Origin of the sequence: Polaribacter sp. (assembly GCF_965656025.1) — a bacterium.
GTDB lineage: Bacteria > Bacteroidota > Bacteroidia > Flavobacteriales > Flavobacteriaceae > Polaribacter.
In genome coordinates, this window is sequence record NZ_CBFHJT010000105.1 from 3,391 (window position 1) to 5,086 (window position 1,696).

General features: G+C 30.1%; 2 protein-coding genes. Both read right to left on the reverse strand.

The window, feature by feature from the left end:
- Positions 1 to 8: 8 nt before the first annotated feature.
- Entirely contained in the window at positions 9 to 695 is a 687-nt protein-coding gene (gene tsaB, locus ACTG3S_RS13850) for a tRNA (adenosine(37)-N6)-threonylcarbamoyltransferase complex dimerization subunit type 1 TsaB (RefSeq protein ID WP_439129925.1), read from the reverse strand.
- A gap of 92 nt (positions 696 to 787) precedes the next feature.
- A partial coding sequence (locus tag ACTG3S_RS13855) for a TolC family protein (RefSeq protein ID WP_439129926.1) occupies positions 788 to 1,696 on the reverse strand: 909 nt, incomplete at its 5' end.

Consider the following 1,696-nt stretch of genomic DNA (forward strand, 5'->3'; position numbering starts at 1 on the left):
GTGAATAGTTAAAATATTGGTTTTTTCTTTTTTTCTGGAATTACCACAAAATCTTTTAAATAAAAAGGTTCAAAATAAGCGACATCTTCGATGTCGTTTTTTTTGTACTTTGTATAAGATAATTGCGCCATTTGTTTGGCTGAAGGGAATTTATCTTCTATAAAAACAGCATTTTTATGGGTTATTATGGGTTTGCATTTTGCAGCTCCATCACCTAAAAAATAGACTTTATTATCATTTAAATATTCTAAAAAAGAAGTATCACTTATAATTTCTGCTTTTATATCTCTAACTTTTTGGTTTTGTTGATCAAAAACAGCAGCATATACCTCCATTCTTCTTGCATCTAAAAGAGGAACAATATAACCACTTTCTATACTTATTGCATGAGATAAAGAAGTTAATGTATCAATAGAAATTAATGGTTTGTTTAAAGCAAAACAAAGCCCTTTTGAAGCAGAAACTCCAATTCTTAAACCTGTATAAGAACCAGGACCTTTACTTACGGCTATGGCGTCTAATTTAGTTGAATTAATATTGGTTTCTTTTAAAATATCATTTATAAAAGGATGTAAAACTTCTGCATGTGAATAATTGCCATTATTCAACTCTTTTATTGAAATAATAATACCGTTTTCTGCAAGACTAACAGAGCAGTTTTTTGTAGCTGTTTCTATATTTAAAATAATTGCCAAAATCTAATTTTTTACAAAGATACTATTTCCCAAAAAAGAAAAACCTCACTTGCGTTAAAACAAGTGAGGTTTTGCATATAAATAAACTTTAATTATTCTAAATCTAACTCGCCAGAATAAAATTGAAGTACTTTTGTTTTAAATACATAATCGTACTTAGAACGTATCATTGCTGCTTCTGCATTAACTAAACGCGTTCTTACCAAGTCAAAATCAAACAAAGTCATAGCACCATAATTATAACGTTCTTGAGCATTTTTAAATGCTTCATTTTGTGCCTCTAAAGATATTTTTGCAGCTTCATAAGTTTTTAAAGCTGTTTTAACATCTAAAAAAGCTTGCTCTATAGTTTGCTTTAATTGTAGTTTTTGGTTTTCTAATCTCGTTTCAGAAATTTCTTTATTAATAACAGATTGTGTAATTCTATTTTTTGTTTGAAAACGATTAAAAATAGGAATGTTTACACTAAAACCTGCACCATACCCTAAGTTATCTTCTAACTGAGAACCAAAAGTTGGATTTTGAAAACCAGTAGGTGGATTTAAGTTAAAACCATAGTTTGTAGATAGACCTAAAGAAGCACTAATAGTTGGGTAGTATGCACTTTCTGCTATTGCTATGTTGATATCTGCATTTTCTATAGCCAATTTTGCTCTAGCAATTTCTGGCATATTATTTAGAGATTTGTTGTAGACACTGTTAGATGTTTTGTAAAATAAATTTGCAGAAGGTGTTCCAACATCAATAGGTGCAACATCAAAACCATCTGCAGGTTCTTGTAGTAATTGTGCCAAGTTTAACAATGCCAACTCTAGCGCATTTTCTTGCGATACAACATTCTGTAAGTCGTTTGCTGCTGTAGATTGAAAGTTTAACAAATCTCCTTTCGCAATAGCACCTGCTTTAAATCTTGCATCTGCTGCTTCTATTTGCTTTTTACTAATTGCTGCTTGTACTCGGGCAACTTCTAGATTTTCTTTGGCAAATAATACATTTAAATA